Origin of the sequence: Clostridium sp. UMB9555A (genome assembly GCF_030222355.1) — a bacterium.
GTDB classification, from domain to species: Bacteria; Bacillota; Clostridia; order Clostridiales; family Clostridiaceae; genus Sarcina; species Sarcina perfringens.
The window spans coordinates 492,543-513,962 of record NZ_JASORQ010000001.1; the positions used below are offsets into that span (position 1 = coordinate 492,543).

Annotated in this window: 23 protein-coding genes; 20 read left to right on the top strand and 3 right to left on the bottom strand. The window is 29.1% G+C overall.

Annotated elements, in window-relative coordinates; genetic code table 11:
• On the top strand, window positions 1-630 hold the full coding sequence (locus tag QP548_RS02275) for a thiamine diphosphokinase (RefSeq protein ID WP_003449435.1): 630 nt from the start codon (window positions 1-3) through the stop codon (window positions 628-630).
• Between the two features lie 74 nt (window positions 631-704).
• Window positions 705-779 (top strand): stage V sporulation protein SpoVM, encoded by a 75-nt coding sequence (gene spoVM / locus QP548_RS16985; RefSeq protein WP_225899456.1) that lies wholly within the window; start codon window positions 705-707, stop codon window positions 777-779.
• Window positions 780-872: 93 nt separating this feature from the next.
• On the opposite strand, the gene rpmB is transcribed toward spoVM, so the two are convergent.
• Window positions 873-1,064 carry a 50S ribosomal protein L28 gene (rpmB, locus tag QP548_RS02280; protein ID WP_003458496.1) on the bottom strand — a complete coding sequence of 64 codons (192 nt, stop codon included), beginning with the start codon at window positions 1,062-1,064 and terminating at the stop codon, window positions 873-875.
• Between the two features lie 259 nt (window positions 1,065-1,323).
• Between rpmB and QP548_RS02285 the strand changes: the two genes are divergently transcribed.
• The 6 genes from QP548_RS02285 to QP548_RS02310 all read left to right on the top strand — a co-directional run bounded on the left by QP548_RS02285 (window position 1,324) and on the right by QP548_RS02310 (window position 7,214).
• Complete coding sequence (locus QP548_RS02285; RefSeq protein ID WP_003458425.1) at window positions 1,324-1,671, top strand: Asp23/Gls24 family envelope stress response protein; 348 nt, start codon at window positions 1,324-1,326, stop codon at window positions 1,669-1,671.
• A 13-nt stretch (window positions 1,672-1,684) separates the two neighbouring features.
• The gene (locus QP548_RS02290) at window positions 1,685-3,331 is read left to right on the top strand and encodes a DAK2 domain-containing protein (protein WP_003471654.1); all 1,647 of its coding nucleotides are present in this window, start codon (window positions 1,685-1,687) and stop codon (window positions 3,329-3,331) included.
• Window positions 3,332-3,484: 153 nt separating this feature from the next.
• Entirely contained in the window at window positions 3,485-5,557 is a 2,073-nt protein-coding gene (recG, locus tag QP548_RS02295; protein WP_081109960.1) for an ATP-dependent DNA helicase RecG, read from the top strand.
• Window positions 5,558-5,621: 64 nt separating this feature from the next.
• A complete protein-coding gene (rsmD, locus tag QP548_RS02300) occupies window positions 5,622-6,179 on the top strand; it encodes a 16S rRNA (guanine(966)-N(2))-methyltransferase RsmD (RefSeq protein WP_003458525.1) in 558 nt (185 codons plus the stop codon).
• A 1-nt stretch (window position 6,180) separates the two neighbouring features.
• Window positions 6,181-6,675: a pantetheine-phosphate adenylyltransferase gene (gene coaD / locus QP548_RS02305; RefSeq protein ID WP_003458450.1), complete on the top strand. Its 495-nt coding sequence runs from the start codon at window positions 6,181-6,183 to the stop codon at window positions 6,673-6,675.
• Window positions 6,676-6,683: 8 nt separating this feature from the next.
• Entirely contained in the window at window positions 6,684-7,214 is a 531-nt protein-coding gene (locus tag QP548_RS02310; protein WP_003458392.1) for an ATPase, read from the top strand.
• Here QP548_RS02310 and ylbJ read toward each other — a convergent pair.
• Complete coding sequence (gene ylbJ / locus QP548_RS02315; RefSeq protein ID WP_061428800.1) at window positions 7,197-8,357, bottom strand: sporulation integral membrane protein YlbJ; 1,161 nt, start codon at window positions 8,355-8,357, stop codon at window positions 7,197-7,199. The two genes, QP548_RS02310 and ylbJ, sit on opposite strands and share 18 nt — an antisense overlap.
• A gap of 64 nt (window positions 8,358-8,421) precedes the next feature.
• The gene (locus tag QP548_RS02320; protein ID WP_061428799.1) at window positions 8,422-9,630 is read right to left on the bottom strand and encodes a nucleotidyltransferase; all 1,209 of its coding nucleotides are present in this window, start codon (window positions 9,628-9,630) and stop codon (window positions 8,422-8,424) included.
• 234 nt (window positions 9,631-9,864) lie between these two features.
• Between QP548_RS02320 and pta the strand changes: the two genes are divergently transcribed.
• The 12 genes from pta to QP548_RS02380 all read left to right on the top strand — a co-directional run bounded on the left by pta (window position 9,865) and on the right by QP548_RS02380 (window position 21,416).
• Complete coding sequence (gene pta, locus QP548_RS02325) at window positions 9,865-10,866, top strand: phosphate acetyltransferase (protein WP_061428798.1); 1,002 nt, start codon at window positions 9,865-9,867, stop codon at window positions 10,864-10,866.
• Window positions 10,867-10,956: 90 nt separating this feature from the next.
• A complete protein-coding gene (locus QP548_RS02330) occupies window positions 10,957-12,153 on the top strand; it encodes an acetate/propionate family kinase (RefSeq protein WP_061428797.1) in 1,197 nt (398 codons plus the stop codon).
• Window positions 12,154-12,272: 119 nt separating this feature from the next.
• Entirely contained in the window at window positions 12,273-12,767 is a 495-nt protein-coding gene (locus QP548_RS02335) for a YceD family protein (RefSeq protein ID WP_003449453.1), read from the top strand.
• 15 nt (window positions 12,768-12,782) lie between these two features.
• The gene (gene rpmF / locus QP548_RS02340; protein WP_003449428.1) at window positions 12,783-12,965 is read left to right on the top strand and encodes a 50S ribosomal protein L32; all 183 of its coding nucleotides are present in this window, start codon (window positions 12,783-12,785) and stop codon (window positions 12,963-12,965) included.
• 56 nt (window positions 12,966-13,021) lie between these two features.
• The gene (plsX, locus tag QP548_RS02345) at window positions 13,022-14,041 is read left to right on the top strand and encodes a phosphate acyltransferase PlsX (protein ID WP_061428796.1); all 1,020 of its coding nucleotides are present in this window, start codon (window positions 13,022-13,024) and stop codon (window positions 14,039-14,041) included.
• 76 nt (window positions 14,042-14,117) lie between these two features.
• Entirely contained in the window at window positions 14,118-14,348 is a 231-nt protein-coding gene (gene acpP, locus QP548_RS02350) for an acyl carrier protein (protein ID WP_003458423.1), read from the top strand.
• A 98-nt stretch (window positions 14,349-14,446) separates the two neighbouring features.
• Window positions 14,447-15,160 (top strand): ribonuclease III, encoded by a 714-nt coding sequence (gene rnc / locus QP548_RS02355; RefSeq protein ID WP_003458447.1) that lies wholly within the window; start codon window positions 14,447-14,449, stop codon window positions 15,158-15,160.
• Window positions 15,139-16,212 carry an elongator complex protein 3 gene (locus QP548_RS02360; protein WP_061428795.1) on the top strand — a complete coding sequence of 358 codons (1,074 nt, stop codon included), beginning with the start codon at window positions 15,139-15,141 and terminating at the stop codon, window positions 16,210-16,212. Before rnc ends, QP548_RS02360 begins: the two co-directional genes overlap by 22 nt.
• 92 nt (window positions 16,213-16,304) lie before the next feature.
• A complete protein-coding gene (locus tag QP548_RS02365) occupies window positions 16,305-16,400 on the top strand; it encodes a DUF4044 domain-containing protein (protein WP_100066302.1) in 96 nt (31 codons plus the stop codon).
• Between the two features lie 16 nt (window positions 16,401-16,416).
• On the top strand, window positions 16,417-19,974 hold the full coding sequence (smc, locus tag QP548_RS02370) for a chromosome segregation protein SMC (RefSeq protein ID WP_061428794.1): 3,558 nt from the start codon (window positions 16,417-16,419) through the stop codon (window positions 19,972-19,974).
• A 13-nt stretch (window positions 19,975-19,987) separates the two neighbouring features.
• Window positions 19,988-20,902, top strand: coding sequence for a signal recognition particle-docking protein FtsY (gene ftsY / locus QP548_RS02375; RefSeq protein WP_003458440.1), 915 nt, complete (start codon window positions 19,988-19,990; stop codon window positions 20,900-20,902).
• A 175-nt stretch (window positions 20,903-21,077) separates the two neighbouring features.
• Complete coding sequence (locus QP548_RS02380; RefSeq protein ID WP_061428792.1) at window positions 21,078-21,416, top strand: putative DNA-binding protein; 339 nt, start codon at window positions 21,078-21,080, stop codon at window positions 21,414-21,416.
• Window positions 21,417-21,420 lie beyond the last annotated feature (4 nt).

Here is a 21,420-nt window from a genome sequence, read left to right on the forward strand (position 1 = left end):
ATGAAAGTTCTTATAATAGCTGGGGGAGAAAAGCCTAGTAGTGAGTTATTAAAAAGTGAAATTAAAGAGTGTGACTTATTAATAGCTGCTGATAGGGGAGCTGAAGCCTATTTAGAAAATGGATTTACTCCAGATTATGCCCTAGGAGACTTTGATTCTATAGGAGAAGAATATAAGGATATATTAGATAAAATAAAAGTAGAAAAATTTAATCCTGAGAAGGATAATACTGATACTGAGATTGCTTTTTTTAAAGCAGTTGAATTAGGAGCTACAGAAATTGTCTTCTTAGGGGTTACAGGAACAAGATTAGATCATGTTATGGCTAATTTAGGACTTTTAAGAGAAGCTTTAGAGAGAGGTATTGAGGCATATATTATTGATAATAATAATAAGATTTACCTAAAGAATAAAGGGACAACTCTTAAGAAAGAGTTTGGTGATTATATATCATTTCAAGCTTTTGGTTCTCCAGTAAATAATTTTTCTATAAAAGGTTCTAAATATGAACTTTATAATCATAAACTTTTAATAGGAGATTCATTATGTGTGTCTAATGAGTTTATTGATGAATATATTGATATATCCTTTGAAAAAGGTGAAGTTTTAGTTATATATTCAAGAGATTAAACACAATTTGAGTTTCTTCTGCATAAAATAAAATAAGAAATAATTTTAAAGGTAGGAGAGAGTTTATGAGAATAATGACTATTAAGTTACCAAAGTTCTTAGCTAAAATAGTTAGAATGTTTAAAGGTAATAAGAAATCTGATACATAAGATGGAAAAAATTAAGGGATAAGTAAAGCTTATCCCTTATTTTTATGCAAAATAAAAATGCAGTTATTAAACTGCATTTTAGCCAAAGATTTCTTATATAGCTCTTTGAACTTTTCCAGATCTTAAGCATCTTGTACAAACGTGAACAGTTTTTGGTGTTCCTTTAACGATTGCTTTAACCTTTTTTATGTTAGGAGCCCAAGTTCTCTTTGATTGTCTGTGAGAGTGACTGTATTGTACTCCAGCTACAACTCCTTTGTTACAAATCTCGCATCTTCTTGCCATTAAAAACACCTCCTTTAAAATGAAGATAAAATCTTCAATAGGACAGATAATATTCTATCATAATATATATTAGTTATGCAAGTATAATATTAAAATAATTCTTTAAAAATATGTTTCAAAAGGTATATAGTTCTTGAATAATCAAAGTATTTAATATAGAATATAGTATATGTAATAGGTTTATGTATTTATTTTTAAGTGACTTTTATAGGCAGTTAATATAGAATACAGTATATCTAATAGTTGAGGAGGAATCGCCATGATAGGATATTCAAATGAATATGGAAATGTGTCTTATACTGATGACGTTTTAGCAAAGATTGTTGGGTTATCAACAATGGAATGCTACGGAGTTGTTGGAATGGTTTCTAAGAGCGCTACAGAAGGCCTTTGGGAGTTAATGAGAATAGAAAATTTAACAAAAGGCGTAAAAATAGATGATAAAAATGATAAGTTAACAATAGAAGTATTTGTTATGGTAGAATATGGTACAAAAATATCTGTAATAGCAAACAATATAATTCAAAAAGTTAAATATAATGTTGAAAATTATACTGGGCTTAAAGTATCTAGCATAACAGTAAATGTTCAAGCGGTTAGAGTCTAGGAGGTAAAACAGAATGAAATTTAATAAAGTAAATGGGGAACACTTGTATTATATGATGAGTAATGCAGCAAATAAGCTAGAGTTACAGAGTGAATATGTAAACTCTCTTAACGTTTTCCCAGTTCCAGATGGAGATACAGGAACAAACATGTCTATGACATTTAGAGCTGCTGTTAAGGAAATCGAAGGAATGGATAACAAAAACATTGGTGAAGTTTCTAAGAAACTAGCTAAGGGTGCTCTTATGGGTGCAAGAGGAAACTCAGGTGTTATTCTTTCACAAATTCTTAGAGGTATATCAAAAGGGCTTGAAGGAAAAGAAGAGGCTGATGCAAGTGAATTTGCTAATGCACTTTTAGAGGGAAGTAAATCAGCATATAAGGCTGTTATGAGACCAACAGAGGGAACAATACTTACAATTGTTAGAACTGCTGGTGAAGTGGCTGTAGCCTTAAAAGAAGATAATATAACTGAACTTATGAGAGAAGTATGCAGAGAAAGTAAAATTATGCTTGATAAGACACCAGAAATGTTACCAGCATTAAAGAAAGCTAAAGTTGTTGATTCAGGCGGAATGGGATTATTAATAATCCTTCAAGGAATGCAAGAAGCTTTAGAAAATGGATTAAAAGTAACTACAGGAACACCACAAGCTGTTAAATCTTCAGTAGCTAAGGCTCAAAGAAGTGAAACTATGAGCGAAGAAGATATTAAATTTGGATACTGTACTGAGTTTATAATCTTAGGGGACTCAAACCATGCAGAAGAATTTAAATCAAAAGTTATAAATAAGGGTGATTCTTTAGTTGTTGTTGGATATGAGGATGTAATCAAAGTTCATATTCATACAAATAATCCAGGAAAAGTTCTAGAAGAGGCAGTTAAATTTGGAGAACTTTCAAAAATTAAGATTGATAACATGAGAGAAGAGCATAGAGAAATGCTTGAAGGTATGTATGAAGAGGCAGCTGAAACAGAGGAGAGTGTTGCAGCTGGAGAGTTTAAAAAATATGCATTTATATCAGTAGCAATGGGTGAAGGTATGAAAAACATATTTAAGGACTTAGGTGTTGACTATGTTATAGAAGGTGGTCAAACTATGAACCCAAGTACTCAAGATATGTTAGAAGCTATTGAAAAATTAAATGCTGAGCATATATTTATTTTACCTAACAATAAAAATATAATTATGGCAGCTAATCAAGCAGCTGAAATATCAGATAAGGATATAAGAGTTATACCAACAAAGACAATTCCTCAAGGAATAACTTGTATAACTATGTTTAACCCAGAAGCTGACGTTGAAGAAAATACTGAAGAGTTAAAAGAAGCTATGGAAATGGTAAAAACAACTTCTGTAACATATGCTGTTAGAGATACTGAAGTTGATGGAAAAGAAATCAAAGAAGGTAATATCTTAGGCTTAGTTGAAGGTAAGATAAAAGAAGTTGGAGAAGATCCATATAAAGTAGCTGAAGATTTAATAGATTCTTTAGTTGATGAAGATTCAGAGTTAATCACTATATTCTATGGTAAAGACTGTGAAGAGGAAAAAGTTGATGCCTTAATTGAAAAACTAGAAGGAAAATATGAGGATTTAGATGTTCAATGTTATAAGGGTGAACAGCCATTATATTACTTCATAATGTCAGTAGAATAATTAAGAGTTAATAATTTTTAGTGGAATTTTAGTTTTTTTAAAGCTAATATGAATAGAAATTTTATTATAGGGTTATAGCTATAAGTTTTATGGTTATAATCCTTTAATTTTGCAATTTTAAGAATGTAATTAAAGTATATTATTTTTTTATAGATGATTAAATTAGCTTTATTATTTAAGGAGGGGATTAGGATTAACATATATGATGACATAGGATTAGTAAAAGGTGTTGGACCTAAGCTTAAAGAGAGACTTAATAAAGTTGGTATATTTACTGTTTTAGATTTACTTTTATATTTTCCAAGGGACTATGAATTTTTAAATGATGATATAAGTTTAAATGGAGATACAAGTGATGAAAAAGCTATTTTAAAATGTAAAGTTCAAAGTTATGGAAGTTCAATAAGAACTAGAAATGGAAAAACTTTAATCACAATTAACTTTACATATAATAACTTAAAGGTTATAGGGAAATGGTTTAATCAGCCTTATATAAAAAGGAATTTCATTTTAGGTAATGAATATAATCTTATGGGGAAATTTAAAAAGGTTAATAATACTCTAGAGGTTATTAATCCATTAATACCTTGTAAAGAAGCTAATAAAAGTGAGATTTTACCTATATATACTTTGAAAAATGGATTAACAAACAAAATTTTAGTTAAACTTATAAATGAAATACTTAAGAATATGATTATAAAAGAAAACTTACCAGAGGAAATAGTGAAAAAGTATAAACTTATATCCTTAGATAAAGCTATAAGAAGCATACATTTTCCAGAGGGAAGAGGAGAGTTACAAAGTGCAATAAATAGACTTAAGTTTCAAGAATTATTCACATACTCCCTAAAAATAATAATGATGAAGGCTCATATAAAGAAAGAAAATAGCGGAATAAGTTTTAAAATGAGTCCTCTTCTTAAGGACTTAAAAGAGTCACTTCCATATACTTTAACTAATGCACAATCAAGAACTCTTAGAGAAATACTTCTAGATCAAAAGAGAAATATTGCAATGAATAGATTAGTTCAAGGGGATGTTGGATCTGGAAAAACTTTAGTAGCATTAATATCTATGTTTAATGTGTACATGAACGGATATCAAACTGTTCTTATGGCACCTACAGAAATATTAGCTAATCAACATTATGCTGAAGCCAAAAAATATTTAGATAAATTTGGAGTTGATATAGAGCTTTTAACTGGAAGTACTAAGGAAAAAGAAAAGAAGAGAATAAAAGAGAAAATAGCTTCAGGGAAAGAAATAATGTTAATAGGAACTCACGCCTTAATACAGGATGATGTTGAATTAAATAATTTAGGTCTTGTAGTAACAGATGAGCAACATAGATTTGGAGTAGAACAGAGAAGTAGGCTCATAAATAAAAATAAGAGAGCAGATGTTTTAGTAATGACTGCGACTCCTATTCCAAGAACTCTTTCCTTATATTTATATAGTGACTTGGATATTTCTATAATAGATGAATTGCCTCCAGGAAGAAAGCCAATAGATACTATGCTAGTAGATATGAATCAAAGAATGAAGGCTTATAACTTTGCTTTAAAGGAAGTAGAGAAAGGAAGACAATTCTATATAGTATCACCTTTAATAGAGGAAAATGAAAAGTTAAATCTAAACTCTGTTGAAAAAATTTATGAAGAACTTAAAAATGGAATCTTTAAGGATGTAAGAATTGAAATTTTACATGGTAAGATGGCTGGAAAAGATAAGGATAAAATTATAAATACCTTTAAAAATGGGGAAATAAAAGGTATAATATCTACAACGGTTATAGAAGTAGGTGTTAATGTACCAAACTCTACAATGATGATAATAGAAAATGCAGAGAGGTTTGGTTTAGCACAACTTCATCAGCTTAGAGGAAGAGTTGGAAGAGGAGAACATAAGTCTTATTGTATTCTTATAGCTAATACTAAAAATGATATTACTAGAAGAAGGATGGAAATAATGACAGAAAGTTCAGATGGTTTTTATATTGCAGAAGAGGATTTAAAACTAAGAGGTGCTGGGGAAGTCTTTGGAATGAGACAGCATGGAGATGAAGGATTTATTCTAGCTAATGTAGTTGATGATATAAATATATTAAAATGTGCTAATCATGAAGCTAAATTAATAGTAAATAATATAAATGAAGATAATAAAAAGCTTTGTACAGAAATAATGAGGGGAATTGAAAGAAATAGTAGGTATATTTGTTTCAATTAGTAAATTGTTCAAAAACTAGTAATATGATAAAATAATTAAGGAAAATCAAAGGAGGACATTATAAATGAGAATAATAGCAGGAAAAGCAAGAGGAAGAAAACTATTATCACCACCAACATATGAAACAAGACCAACACTAGATAGAGTAAAAGAATCAATGTTTAGTATGATTCAATGGTATATACCTGATGCTGTAGTTATAGATGTTTTTGCAGGAACAGGAAGTTTAGGATTAGAAGCAGCAAGTAGAGGAGCTAAAGAATGCTACTTAGTTGATAAGAGTCCAGTAACATTCCCTGTTTTAAAGAAAAATATAGAAAATTTAGGCTTCGGAGATTTTTGTCATGCTCTAAACACAGATGCTTATTCTGCATTAAGAAGTTTAGCTTCAAGAGGTAAAGTATTTGATTTAATGTTTATAGATCCTCCATATATGAAAAATCTTATTCCAGAAGCTATAGAAATAATTGAAGAAAAAAACTTACTTCAAGAAGATGGGTTAATAGTTACTAAAATAGATTCAAGTGAAGAAATTTTTGAGGGAACTGAAAAGATAAAGCTTACAAAAGTTAAGAAGTATGGAAATACAACAGTTTGCTTTTATAAAATAGAGGAGGACTAAAATGAGAGTAGGGGTTTATCCAGGAAGTTTTGACCCTATTACTAAAGGACATCTAGACCTTATTGAAAGAGCGGCAAGTAAATTTGATAAGGTCATAGTTGCTGTTCTTATAAACATAAATAAAAAAGGTATGTTTTCTATAGAAGAAAGGGTTAATCTTATAGAGAAGTGCGTTGCAAAATACAATAATGTTGAGGTTAAAAGTTTTAATGGACTTTTAATTGATTTTGTGAGAAAAGAAAAAGCAGATGTAATAATAAAAGGTTTAAGATCAGTTACTGATTTTGAATATGAATTCCAAATGGCACTTATGAACAGAGAATTAGCAAATGAGGTTGAAACTGTATTTATGGTTACAAGCCCTAATTACTCTTATATAAGCTCGTCTGCAATAAAGCAGGTTGCAAGTTTTAATGGAGAAATAAAAAACTTTGTTCCAAAAGAGATAGTAGAGGATTTAGAAGAAAGGATTATTAGTTTAAGAGGGGAGGGATAATTATTAACATGGAGTCACAAGTTATTGAAATTTTAGATTACTTAAGAGATATTGTTGAGGGAGCTTCTAAGGTCCCTATAACAGGTAAGGTTGTTGTTGATAGAAAAGAAGTTTTAGAACTTTTAGACCAAGTGATTAATTGTCTTCCAGATGAGATTAAAAAAGCACAGTGGGTTTTAGGAGAGAAAGAAAGAATCTTAGCTGAAGCTAGAAAAGAAAATGAGAGTGTTAAGCAAGAAACTTATGAAATGATGAAAAAAAGAATTGAGAATCATAATATAGTAAAAGAAGCAGAATTAAGAGCCCAGGAGATAATAGCTAATGCTCAAAGACAAGCAAAAACTATTAGACTAGGCTCAAGAGAATATGCTGATGAAATATTATCTCAATTAGAAAATGAAATAACTAATAAAAGAGAAGAATTTCTTAATCATATGAAAAATAATATGGAGAAGTTTGCTATTGATTTCACAGAAGACTTAGATAAAGCAACTGGTGAAATAAGAAGCAATATTAAGGAATTAAGAGGCGATAAGTAATTTATATAAAATTGCTAAGCCAAGGGTTATTCCTATAATTAATATTATTGGAGAAAGCGTAATTAAAAATGAGCTTTCTATAAGTGAAACTGCAATATTATTTTTAAATATCATATAAACGAAAAACATAAGTACAAAGGCAATTATTCCTTGCAAAACTTTAAATAAGAAGTATTTTATTATAGATACATTTTCTTTATAAAAGAAAGAAGAAGTTTGCATTATTATTGAAAGTCCACCAAAGGAACTTAAAAATGATAGTAAGAGTAATTTGCTAAAAAGTGATAAATTACTAGAAGCTATTATGTTACATCCATTTGTAACTTCTATGCTTCCTAAAAATAAACCGTTAAATATATCAGGAGGTATATTTAACATAGAACTTAAGTTTGTTAATGTTCCAGTTGAAATAAATAAGGTTTTTAACATACTTATTATTACTGAAAACATAATTACATATCCGCATAGGACAAGTATATTTAAGGAAGCATCCTCAATAGACTTTTTAATCACTTCTCCTATGTTAAAAGTAGATTTGTTTTCAGTAATGACTTCTTTAGAAAGAGAGAGTTTTTTCTCTCTTTTTTTATTTTTAGTTATTATACCCATAATAATTGCAGAAATATAACTTGGTATTAACAATAAATATCCAAGAGTTGAATTGCCAAGCATAGATGTTCCTACAGCACCTAATAGAAATAAAGGGCCTATATTAGAAGCTATATTTAAAAGTCTTACAAATTCATCGTGGGGAATAAGCCCCTTTTTATATAAGTCAGTGGAATATTTTGCACCTAGTGGATATCCACAAAGAAAACTTGCAACTAAAGCAAAGCTACAAGGATAACTTAATCCTAAGGGTTTACATAGAATAGGGCCTAATATTTTTGAATATAGTTTTATTCCATCTAAATTAATTATCATGTTACATATAACCATAAATGGAAACATAGTTGGAAGCACAGAGTAAAAAAATAACTCTGCACCAGCCAAGGATGCTTCCATGGAAAGTTTAGGGTTTACTATAAAGTAAATTACTGTTAAGGTTAAAAATAAAGAAAAAATAATATTGCCTTTTATTTTTAATAATTTTATTAAAATTATACTTAGTATTATTATAAGTAAAAATAAAATACTATACATGGTTTCCTCCTTTTACGAAATCATATATAGTATTTATATTTAAGTACATATAATAATATTATTGTTATCTAAAAATAATAGGACTAATTAAATAATCACTGTTAATTTTAACTGATGGATTTATAAAGCTATAAATATTAGTGGCTTTTATGTCAAATTCTAACAAAGGATCTGATTTAGCTTTTGATAATTTATTAACGATGTTTATTTCAGAATTTTTCTTAATCTCTTTTAAAATTTCCCTTCCTTTATTATTAAATCCTAAGATTCTTACATAACTAGGAGGAGATTTTCTAAGAGAAAGAAGATCTTTATTTACATTTAATAGTACGTGACATAAAATTCTATTTAATCTAGTGTATGAATAGCGCTTACTTTTACATAGATTTATTAATTCATCTAAGGAATTAGCTTTTCCTATGTTTTGAATTATCTTATTATCTATGCCTTCAGAAGCCTCTGGTATTTCTTTTAATACATTAGGATTGCTTACTATAGAGTATTTTACTAAGTCAAACATTTTATTTAAATCACTAAAAGAAGTATTTTTTAATAAGTTATAGCTATACTCAGGCATAAAATCAAGACTTTCTTCCATATTTGAAGTATAAATACTTTTTCTTATGGCAGAAGCAGAAGCTATTTCATTTTTTGAAAGTTCTTCATCATTGTAATCTGCTCCTAATCTTTGTATAGTAAAAGGTTTTATAGAACTTTGAAGCTTATAAAGGCTTTTACAATATTCAATGGCTAATATATTATTAGAAGAGTTTAGAACTTTTTCTAAGTATGAAAAATCAATTTTATAATTATTATAATCTAAGTACTTCATTAAAGCTTTACTTCTAGCTTTAGGAAAGGGAAGTCCTTCCTTTAAATAATCCTTTAAATATTCTTTGAATATAGGAGGTTCATTGATAATAATTTCACTAAGTTTTTTGATTAAATCTATATCTCCACATTCTGACCCAAAACAAATATTATTAACTACATTTAAAGAATTAAGCAAAGATACTGCACCAAAGGCAAAAAATTCTGCTGAAGAAGTTGCAAAAAGGGTTGGAAGTTCTACAACTAGATCAACTCCAGCTTCTAAGGCCATTTTTGTTCTAGTCCATTTGTCCGTTAAAGCAGGCAAACCTCTTTGCACAAAGTTTCCACTCATAACACAAATAACTCCATCGCAATTTGTAATCTCTTTTGAACTTTTTAGATGAAGTTCATGACCTAGATGAAAAGGATTATATTCAGTTATTATGCCAGTTATATTCATTTAAATCACCACTTTTTCCTGTTTTGATAAAACTATAATAACCTAATATATAAAAATAATAAAGTGTATATATTTATTAGAAAATTCAGATAATTTTAAATATAAAAACAATATTATGATACCGTTTTTTTGTTTGTTATCTGTTGAAAAATATATTAGTATAGGAGTATAGTATTATTAGTATTGTGTGTGATAACACATAACATCTGCTTTGACTTGAAAGGAGAAATGAACATGGAACTTATGAAACAAATATGGGAAAGTGCTAAAAATAATAGAAAAAAAATAGTACTTCCAGAAGGTGATGAAGAGAGAACTCTTGTCGCTTCACAAAGAATAAAAGAAGAAGGACTTGCTGACGTTTACTTAGTAGGTTCAGAACAAGTAATAAGAGAAAAAGCTGAAGCTTTAGGCGTAAACTTAGAGGGAGTAAACATAGTTGATCCTGAAACTTCAGATAAATTAGACAGTTATATAAACGAATTTTATGAATTAAGAAAAGCTAAAGGAATGACAGTTGAAAAAGCTGGGAAAATCGTAAGAGATCCTTTATACTTCGGAACAATGATGGTAAAAATGGGTGATGCAGACGGAATGGTATCAGGTGCTGTACACACAACTGGTGACCTTTTAAGACCAGGTCTTCAAATAATAAAAACTGCTCCAGGAGTATCTGTAGTATCAAGTTTCTTCATAATGATGGTACCAGGTTCACAATATGGAGAAGGTGGAATGTTATTATTCTCAGACTGTGCTGTTAATCCAAATCCAAATGCAGACCAATTAGCTGCTATAGCTATAGCTACTGCTGATACTGCTAAAAATCTTTGCAAAATGGATCCAAAGGTTGCAATGCTTTCATTCTCAACAATGGGAAGTGCTGACCATGATTTAGTAACAAAGGTAAGAGTAGCGACAGAAAAAGCTAAAGAATTAAGACCAGATTTAGATATAGATGGTGAATTACAATTAGATGCTGCTATAGTTGGAAAAGTTGCTTCACAAAAAGCTCCAAATAGTAAAGTAGCAGGAAATGCTAATGTTTTAGTATTCCCAGATTTACAAGCTGGAAATATAGGATACAAATTAGTTCAAAGATTTGCTAATGCAGAAGCTATTGGACCAGTTTGTCAAGGTTTCGCTAAACCAATAAACGACCTTTCAAGAGGATGTAGTTCAGATGATATAGTTAACGTTGTTGCAATAACTGCTGTTCAAGCACAAGCAACTAAATAGTAATTGATTAGAATTTTATATAGATGGATAAAATTAAAATGAATTAAGCTTATTAATTTTAGTTTATAGGTTTAACAGGAGGAGTTTATAATGAACGTATTAGTTATAAATTGCGGAAGCTCATCATTAAAATATCAATTAATAGATATGGATACTGAAAATGCTTTAGCAACTGGATTAGTAGAAAGAATAGGATTAGAAGGCGCAAACTTAACTCAAAAGAGTGAAGGTAAAGATAAATATGAGATTGTAGAACCAATGAAAGATCATCAAGATGCTATTAGATTAGTTCTAGGAGCTTTAAGAGATGAAAAACATGGTGTTATAAAATCATTAGATGAAATAAATGCTATAGGACACAGAGTTGTTCATGGTGGAGAAAAATATGCTGAATCTGCATTAGTTACAGAGGAAGTTATGAAAGATTTAGAAGAGTGTGCTAAATTAGCTCCACTTCATAATCCAGCAAATATAATAGGAATAAATGCTTGTAAAGCATTAATGCCAAATGTTCCTATGGTTGTTGTATTTGATACAGCATTCCATCAAACAATGCCAGAAAAAGCATTCGTATATGCATTACCATATGAATTATATGAAAAAGAACACATAAGAAAATATGGTTTCCATGGAACTTCTCATAAATATGTTTCAGCTAAAATTGCAGAAGCTATGGGTAAAAACATAGAAGATTTAAAAATAATCACTTGTCACTTAGGAAATGGTGCAAGTATAGCAGCTATAAAAAATGGTAAATGTGTAGATACTACTATGGGATTCACACCACTTGAAGGTTTAGTAATGGGAACTAGATGTGGAAATATAGATCCAGCTGTAGTTACATACTTAATAGATGAATTAGGATATACTTCACAAGAAGTAAATACTTTAATGAACAAAAAATCAGGAATATTTGGAGTTTCAGGAGTAAGCAGTGACTTTAGAGATGTTGAAGCAGCTGCTGACAAAGGAAGCAAAGAAGCTCAAATAGCTTTAGATTTATTCAGAAACTCAGTTAAGAAATATATAGGAGCATACATTGCAGAGATGAATGGATGCGACGTAATAGTATTTACTGCTGGTGTTGGAGAAAACTCAATCATAGAAAGAGGAGCTATCTGTAGAGATTTAGAGTTCTTAGGAATTGAGTTAGATGAAGAAAGAAACAATATAAGAGCTAAAGTTGCTGAAATAAGCAAAGAGGGTTCAAAAATTAAACTTTTCGTAGTTCCAACTAACGAAGAATTAATGATAGCACAAGATACAGTAAGTATTGTAAGTAAATAATTATAAAATGCTTGACTTTTAAATAGCTAGTTAATATAATAAGATATGTGTTGTTTAGGAATAAACAATGCATATCTTATGTTAAGGAGCGTGAAAGTAGTTATTTAACTACGGTGATTATGAAATTAATTTTTTCAGAAATATGCTCAAAAAGAGAAAGAAGAAAATCTTTAGATTTTGTTCTGGATTTAAAAAGCTTCGAATTTGAAGGCGAAAATATGAAGGTTATAAAGCCTCTACATTTTACTGGTGAAGTTATATCTAATGAGTCTTTTATAGAGTTAGTAGGTAACATTACTGGAGAACTTCAGATGAAGTGTTCAAGATGCTTAACTAATTTCTCTTATGAAGTATCAATAGATATGGATGAGAAATTTACAAATAATTCAAATCAAGAAGATGATTCTATTGCTTATGTAGAAGGCGACGAATTAGATGTTGCTGAAGCGGTAGTAGAAAACGTAATTTCAACCTTACCTATAAAAAGACTTTGCAGCATAGACTGCAAGGGGCTTTGTCAAAAATGTGGTATTGATTTAAATAAAGAAACATGCCAATGTGACAATGAAGAAATTGACTTAAGAATGGCAAAGCTAATGGACTTGTTTAAGTAATAAGGAGGTGTAACAATGGGAAATCCAGCTAGAAAAACGTTCAGAGCAAAAAGAGATTCAAGAAGAGCTCAAACTTTCAAGGCAAGCTTACCAGGTATCGTAGAATGCCCACAATGTCATGAAATGAAAATGGCTCATAGAGTATGTAAAAACTGCGGACACTACAAAGGTAAAGAAGTAGTATCAGTTGAAGAATAAAAGAAAGTCTTATGACTTTCTTTTCTTTATATATAGGAAAAAAAGGGGTGAAACTCATGAGAATTGCTGTAGATGGAATGGGAGGAGATCATTCCCCAAGTGCAGTAGTTGAAGGGTGTGTTCAGGCATTAGAAGAATTTAAGGATATAGAAATATATATAACTGGACCAGAAGATCTTTTAAAAGAGGCTTTTTCTAAATTTAAATACGATAAAGAAAGAGTTACTTTTATAGATGCTAAAGAAGTAATAAGTACAAATGAGCATCCTGCTATGGCTGTTAAAAAGAAAAAAGACTCAAGTCTTGTTAAAGCTCTTAGACTTGTTAAGGATAATGAGTGTGAAGCAGTTATATCAGCTGGAAGCACAGGTGCATTTTTAACAGGATGTACACTTATTGTAGGAAGAATAAAAGGGGTTGAAAGACCTGCTTTAGCACCAGTTATGCCGGGTAAAAATGGTCCTTTTATGATAATTGATGCAGGAGCTAACGTTGATTCTAAACCTTCTTATTTAGTTCAATTTGCTAAAATGGGTGAGGTTTACTTTAAATCTGTTATGGATGTTAATAACCCTAAGGTAGGATTAGTTAATATTGGAGAAGAAGAAGAAAAGGGTAATGACCTTACAAAGGCTACTTATAAGCTTCTAAAAGAAGAAAAAGATATTAACTTTATTGGAAATGTTGAACCGAGAGAAGTTTCAACAGGAGATGTGGATGTCTTAGTTTGTGATGGATTTGTTGGAAATACTGTTTTAAAGATGTATGAAGGAGTAGCTTCTACAATATTAAGTATGATCAAATCAGAAGTTAAATCATCATTTTTAGCTAAATTAGGAGTACCATTCTTAGCACCAGCTTTAATGAACCTTAAGAAGAAAATGGATTATAAAGAATATGGTGGAGCACCATTCTTAGGTGTAAAGGGAATATGTGTAAAAGCACATGGTAGTTCTGATGCAAAAGCTTTTAAGAATGCAATAAGACAGGCAAGAAAGTTCCATGAAAATAACCTGATTGGGAAATTAAGTGAAGAAATCACTAAAAAAAGCTTTGATAATCAAAAAAATATTTAAAAATTACGTAATGCGTATTGACTATGCATTTTATATATAATAATATTTTATTAGATTAACTTAGGAGGTGAATTGAATGTTTGATAAATTAAAAGAAATTATTGCTGATAAATTAAGCGTAAACGAAGATGAAATAACTATGGAATCAACATTTATAGATGACTTAGGTGCGGATTCTCTTGATATAGTTGAATTAATAATGGCTCTTGAAGAAGAGTTAGAGATGGAAATCCCAGATGAAGATGCTGAGGGCTTCAAAACAGTAGGAGATGTAGTAGAATACATCACAGAACATACAGAGAAGTAATAAAGTCCCGCAATAAGCGGGATTTTTAATTTAAGTTTATTCTTGAAGTTGTTTCAAAAACAACTTGAAGAATAAACCTTAAGGAGATGAATTTTAAGGTGAAAGATATAAATTTAATAGAAGTTGAAAAACTTATAGGAATTGAGTTTGAAAACAAAGGGGTGCTTATAACAGCATTAACGCATAGTTCATATGCAAATCAATTTAAAGATGTAAAATATAATGAAAGATTAGAATTTTTAGGAGATTCAGTTTTACAGCTTTGTGTTACAAAATATTTATTTAATAATTACAAAGATAAATCTGAAGGTGAATTAACAAAAATAAGAGCTTTAGTAGTTTGTGAAAATTCTTTACATAAAGTTTCAAAAAACCTATCACTTGGTAAGTATATAAGAATGAGTAAAGGTGAGGAACTAACTGGAGGAAGAGAAAGAACTTCAATACAAGCTGATGCATTAGAAGCAGTAATTGCTGCAGTTTATTTAGATAAAGGAATTGAGGTTGCAAATGACTTTATTTTAAGAAACTTTAAAGATGTTATAGATAAGGCTATAAATGAAGAAATAATCTTAGACTTTAAAACTAGATTACAAGAAGTTCTTCAAAAAAATGGGGAAGTTAATATTGTTTATAATTTAGTTAAGCATGAAGGACCACCTCACAGAAGAAAATTCTTTACAGACCTTTTAATTAATAATGAGATTATGGGTCAAGGTGTTGGATTTAGTAAAAAAGAATCAGAACAAAATGCAGCTAAAGCAGCACTGCAAAGGTTAGGTGAAATTAAATGGGAAAAAGACACTATATAATCCCAATTTTTGTTCCTCATGAAGGATGTCCACATGATTGCGTATTTTGTAATCAAGGGAAAATAACTGGAGAAAATAAAGAGATTATATTAGGGCCAAAGTACAAGCAAGAAAATAAGGTTAATAGTGATTTTGTAAGAAAGACAATTGAAGAATATATAGAAACAATTGGTGAAGGAGATAGAATATTAGAGGTTTCTTTCTTTGGAGGAACTTTTACTGCTATTGATATAAATAAGCAAAGAGAACTATTAGATGTTGCAAAAGAATATAAGGATAAAAAAATTATAGACTATATAAGGTTGTCTACTAGACCAGATTATATTGATGAGTTTATTTTAGATCATTTAAAAAGTTATAAAGTTGATATAATAGAACTTGGAGTTCAGTCTTTAGATAAGGAAGTGTTGCATAAATCAGGTAGAGGTCATGGTTATGATGAGGTTTTAAAAGCTTCTAAGTTAATTAAAGAATATGGCTTTACTTTAGGTCATCAAATAATGGTAGGACTTCCTGAGGACACTTTTGAGAAGGATATAGAAACAACAAGAGAGTCTATAAAGATGAAACCTGATATATGTAGAATATATCCTGCTCTTACAGTGAAAAATACTCCTATGGAGGATATGTACTTAGAGGGAACTTATAAGCCATATACTCTAGAAGAGGCTGTTTCTATAAGTGCTAAACTTTATAAGATGTATAAAGAAAATAATATACAGGTTATAAGAATTGGATTGCAGCCTACAGATAATATAGCTTTAGGTAAGGATATTGTAGATGGACCTTTCCATCCTGCTTTTAGAGAATTAGTAGAGAGTAGTATTATAAATGAAAATATATATAATATTTTAAAGAATAAAAGTGGAGAAGTAACTATAAGAATTAGCAATAAATCAGTTTCTAAGCTTTATGCTGATAAAAAGAGATACTTCAATGAACTTAAAGACAAGGCACAAAATTGTAATTTGAAGGTTAAAGTAGATAATTCTATGGAAGTAGATAAAATAAATATAGAAGTAGAATCGAAAGTATATAAAATAGATTTATAGTTATTATATGCCTTGGAGTTGATCTCTGAGGCTTTTTTTATTGATATTTTAATTGGCATAATATAAACTTATACCATGAGGAGTGAAGTACAGTGAGAAAAACTACGAGAGACAGGGTTATAAAAATTACTATTATTTTTGTTGTAATATGCTTTTTAGCAACTTTATTACCGATTATGTTTATGTAAGGATAGGAGTGAATATATGTTTTTAAAATCTCTTGAAATAAGGGGATTTAAATCATTTGCTGATAAAACAGAATTAAATTTTAAAAAAGGAATAACGGCTATAGTTGGGCCTAATGGAAGTGGAAAAAGTAATGTATCAGATAGCGTAAGATGGGTTTTAGGGGAGCAAAGTGCTAAAACATTAAGAGGAGCTAAGATGGAAGATGTAATCTTTACTGGTACAGAATATAGAAAGCCTATAGGATATGCACAGGTTTCTTTAACTTTAGACAATTCTTCAGGGGAACTCCCTTTAGATTATTTAGATGTAAAAGTTACTAGAAAATTATTCCGTTCTGGAGAAAGCGAATATTTAATAAATAATTCTCCTTGTAGATTAAAAGATGTTGTAAACCTATTTATGGATACAGGAATAGGAAAAGAAGGGTATTCGCTTATTGGTCAAGGTAAAATAGATAGTATTCTAAGTGGTAAGCCGGAAGATAGAAGAGCTATTCTAGAGGAAGCTGCAGGTATTGTAAAGTTTAAATCTAGAAAGGGTGAAGCTGAAAAAAAGTTAAAGAATACGGAAGAAAACTTAGTTAGAATAAATGATATAATTTTTACTTATGAAGAAAGATTAGGTCCTTTAGAAGAGGAAAAAAATAAAGCTTTAAGATATTTAGAGCTTTCAAATGAATTAAAGCACAAAGAAATATCATCTATTATGAGTGAATTACACAATATTGATGGTGTTATATTAAGGCAAAAAGAAAAGATAAAAGATTTAATAGCTTTTAATGATAAGCAAAAAGAAAAGTATAAAGAAGAAAGAGAGAAAATGTTTGCTTTAAAGGAAGAGTTAGACTCTTTAGAAGGCAGCCATTCTAAAAAGCAAGAAGAGTATTTTGCTAAAAAGGAAGAAATAAATAAAAGCTTAGGAAAAGTAAATCTTTTAAATGAAAGAATTAAAAATATAGATGAATTAATTCTTAAAAACAAAGAAGAGTTAGAAGAAAATAAGAAGAAATTACATGTCTTAATGAAGGAAAAAAACTCTATAGAGAAGGATTTTAATTCAAATAAAAGTAAGTTTGAAAAAGAATTAGAAGAAATTAATAACTTAGAAAAAGAAGTTAATGAACTTAACTTAAAATTTATTTCTAAGGAAAAAGAAATTAAAAAGATAAAGGATGAGGAATTAGAACTTTTAAAAAAGGTTTCCTTATCTAAAAATAAAATGACAATGTTAGAAAGTGAATTGAGTAACATAAATGAAAAACTTGATTCATCAAAAAGCAAACAAGTAAATTATGATAATTCATTAAAAATTAATTTGGCAACTAATTTAAATCTTCAAAAAGAGCTTCAAATTATAGAAGAAGAAAAGAAAGATAAAGAAAGAGAATTAAGGGAAAAAGAAGAAGAGTTTAGAGAAGGCTTAAAGTTAATTAAGGAAACTCAAGGTAAACTTAATCAAATTTTATCAAAGGTAAATAAGATTGAAGCTAATAAAGAAATGCTAAAAAAATTAGAAAATCAATATGAAGGATACAACCTTTCAGTAAAGAAAATAATGGCTAGTGTAGATGCTGGACGTGTAAAAATAAATAAAAACAAATGCAAAGTTTTAGGAGAGGTTGTGGAAACTAAGGCTGGATATGAAACTTCTATTGAAGTAGCCTTAGGTGGAAGTATTTCTAATATTATAACTGAAGATGAGGAAGTTGCAAAAATTCTTATTAATCATCTTAGAGAAAATAAGTTAGGAAGAGCTACATTCTTACCATTATCAATAATAAGAGGTAAGAAGTTAGAACTTAGCAAAAACATAGTTGAAAGTGAAGGATTCTTAGGAATAGCTTCAGATTTAGTAAACTTTAAAGAGGTTTATAATAATGTTATAAATTATGTATTAGGTAAAACTATAATATGTGATAATATAGATAATGCTATAAAAATTGCTAAAATGCTTAATTATAGACATAAAATTGTTACCTTATCTGGTGAGGTTGTAAATGCAGGTGGAGCACTTACAGGTGGTAGTCTTTATCAAAAAAACACAGGTATAATGTCTAGAAAAAATGAAGTTAAAGCTTTAGAGGATGAATTAGTTAGAGTAAAAAATGAAGAGCATATACTAACTAAAGAATTGGAAAATTTAAATAGGGATCAAGAAGAGTTAAGTATAAAAAAACAAGAAATTATAGACAAAATATATGAAAAGAATTTAGAGTTAGCGGACTTAAACAACAAGATTAAAAATGTTAATGATGAAACTTTTAAAATAAAAAATTCTATAAAATCTTTAGAATTAGAGCTTAAGGATATTGATTCAAGAAAGATTAAGATAGTTAAAGAAATTGAAATTATTAATGAAAAGATTAATCAATTTGAAAACAAAGAAGTAACTAATTCAGAAAAGTTAAATGAATTAGATAAGAAACGTGAAGAACTTTCAAAAACTCTTTCTAAATATAAAGATAAGCTAACTAATATGAAAATAAATAAAGCTAAACTTCAAGAAGTTATTGAGGGAAGAGAAAAGGAAGCTAATAGAATAAATTCTTCTATAGAAGAAGTAGAAAATAAACTTACAAATATTACTAAGTACTTAGAAGAGATAAAAGCTAATAAGGAAGAAAGTAAAAAAGAAATAGTTTTATGTGAGAAGTTCATAAAAGAAGAGGAAGTAAATATAATTACTCTTGAAGAGAACTTTAAATCCTTTGAACTTAAAAAAGGTAAGTTAAAAGAGAACATAAGCTCTGCTGAGAATATCTTAGAAGTTCTTTCAGTTGAAATAGCTAAAAAGGAAGAAGAAGTTCATAAAAATGATATAACTTATACAAAACAAGAAAATGAAAAAAATATTTTAAACAAAAGACTTCTAGAAGAGTTTAATACAAGTTTTGAAGAAGAGAAAAATAGATTTAAGCCTATTGAAGATATGAATTCTCATAAGTCAAGGATATCAACTCTTAAAGCTAGAATAACTGGTTTAGGAAATGTAAATGTAAATGCTATTGAAGAATTTAAAGAAATATCTGAGAAGTATAATTTTATGACAACAGAAAGAGATGACTTGGAAAAGGCTAAGGAAGAACTTTTAAATGTTATAGAAGAAATGACATCTAAGATGAGAGTAGTCTTTAGACAAAACTTTAATATCTTAAATAAGCTATTTGATGAAACCTTTAAAGAATTATTTAAAGGAGGTAGTGCAAAGCTTGTTTTAGGTGATGGTGATGAGCTTACAGGAAATATAGACATAAATGTTCAACCACCAGGAAAGAAGCTTCAAAATATTAATCTTATGTCTGGAGGAGAGAAGGTTTTATCTGCTATAGCCTTATTATTCTCCATATTAAAGATGAAACCTACACCATTTTGTATATTAGATGAAATTGAGGCTGCTTTAGATGATGCCAATGTAAGAAGATATGCAGAGTTTCTAGGTAAGTTTAGAGATAATACTCAGTTTATAGTAATAACACATAGAAAAGGTACTATGGAAGCTGCTGATGTTATGTATGGAGTTACTATGGAAGAGAAAGGTATATCTAAAATTGTTTCAGTAGACTTGGACAAATAGAGGAGGACAAAAAATGTTTGGAAAATTATTTGATAAATTAAAAACTGGATTAACAAAAACAAGAGATAACTTAACAGATAAAATAAATGAAGCTTTAAATTTAGCTGTAACTATAGACGACGATATGTATGAGGAGCTTGAAGAAGCACTTATAATGTCAGATATAGGAATGGATACTACTGTTGAAATAATTGATAGATTAAAAGCTAAAATAAGAAAAGAAAAAATAAATGATGTTGAAATGGTTAAACCAGCCTTAAAAGAAGTTATTGCAGAAATGATGCTAGAAGGAGACTCTGAAGAGGAAGAAGATGATAAGGAAAAGAAGGTTATGCTTATAATAGGGGTTAACGGAGTAGGTAAGACTACTTCAATAGGTAAGATAGCAGCTAGAAATAAAAATAATGGTAAAAAAGTTCTATTAGCCGCTGCAGATACCTTTAGAGCAGCTGCCATAGATCAATTAGATATATGGAGTCAAAGAGCTAATGTAGATATAGTTAAGCATCAAGAAGGATCAGATCCTGCGGCAGTAGTTTTTGATGCCGTACAGGCTGCTAAAGCTAGGGATGTAGATTTATTAATATGTGATACGGCAGGAAGACTTCATAACAAGAAAAATCTTATGGATGAGTTAGCTAAAATAAATAGAATAATAGATAGAGAATTAGGAGATAGAAAAAAAGAAACTCTTCTAGTATTAGATGGTACAACAGGACAAAATGCAGTTATACAAGCAAAACAATTTATGGAGGCTTGTCCTATTGACGGAATAATATTAACTAAGTTAGATGGAACAGCTAAGGGTGGAGTTGTTATATCTATTAAGAATACTTTAAATATACCAGTTAAATATATTGGTGTTGGAGAAGGTGTAGAGGATTTACAAAAATTCAATGCTAAGGAATTTGCAGAAGCATTATTATAAGAAAAAAATAAAAAAATATTTAGAAAAATTATTAATCATAAATGAATATATAGTAATTTATATAAGTAATCATCAGGTTTTTAAGCATAAATATCAAAAAAATAAGTGTTAAGTAAAAATACTTGACACTTATAAAATTATTTGTTATTATCTTATTCGTGAGCAAGGTGGTTATATGGAAAATAGATTTGAAATATCAATGTTAATAGATTACTATGGAACATTGCTTACGGAAAAGCAGTTTAATGTTATGACCCTTTATTACAATGAAGATTTGTCACTAGCAGAGATTGCTGAAATTAATAAAACCAGTAGGCAAGCAATTTATGATTTAATCAAAAGATGCTCTAAGCAACTTCATTCTTATGATGAAAAACTTAAATTATCAAAAAAAATTGATAAAAGGTATAGAATTAAAGAAGAGCTTATGGCAGAATTAAATAAGAACTCTAATTTAGATGAAAATATAAAAAAATATATAGATGAGAAATTAGAGGAAATTATAAACGCTTAGGAGG